Annotated in this window: 1 rRNA gene; it reads left to right on the forward strand. The window is 47.4% G+C overall.

What is annotated here, in order from left to right:
• Positions 1–236: 236 nt before the first annotated feature.
• A 23S ribosomal RNA gene (locus ABLU88_RS16310) occupies positions 237–585 on the forward strand; the annotation flags it as partial.

Genomic DNA, 585 nt, shown 5'->3' on the forward strand with positions numbered 1-585 from the left:
AGGGGAACCTGCGGTTGGATCACCTCCTTACCTTAAAGAACCTGCCTTTGTAGTGTCCACACAGATTGTCTGATAAATGATGAATTTCAAAATGTACTGTGAAGTGCATTGTGAAATTTTGCTCTTTAAAAATCTGGATCAAGCTGAAAATTGAAACGACACACAGTTAATGTGTGTTCGAGTCTCTCAAATTTTCGCGACACGACGATGTTTTACGAAACATCTTCGGGTTGTGAGGTTAAGCGACTAAGCGTACACGGTGGATGCCCTGGCAGTCAGAGGCGATGAAGGACGTGCTAATCTGCGAAAAGCGTCGGTAAGGTGATATGAACCGTTATAGCCGGCGATGTCCGAATGGGGAAACCCAGTGCAATTCGTTGCACTATCGTTAACTGAATACATAGGTTAACGAGGCGAACCGGGGGAACTGAAACATCTAAGTACCCCGAGGAAAAGAAATCAACCGAGATTCCCCCAGTAGCGGCGAGCGAACGGGGAGCAGCCCGGAGTCTGAATCAGCTTGTGTGTTAGTGGAAGCGTCTGGAAAGTCGCAGGGTACAGGGTGATACTCCCGTACACTAAAAC

Source organism: Klebsiella sp. GW_Kp182 (genome assembly GCF_040062275.1).
GTDB lineage: Bacteria > Pseudomonadota > Gammaproteobacteria > Enterobacterales > Enterobacteriaceae > Klebsiella > Klebsiella michiganensis.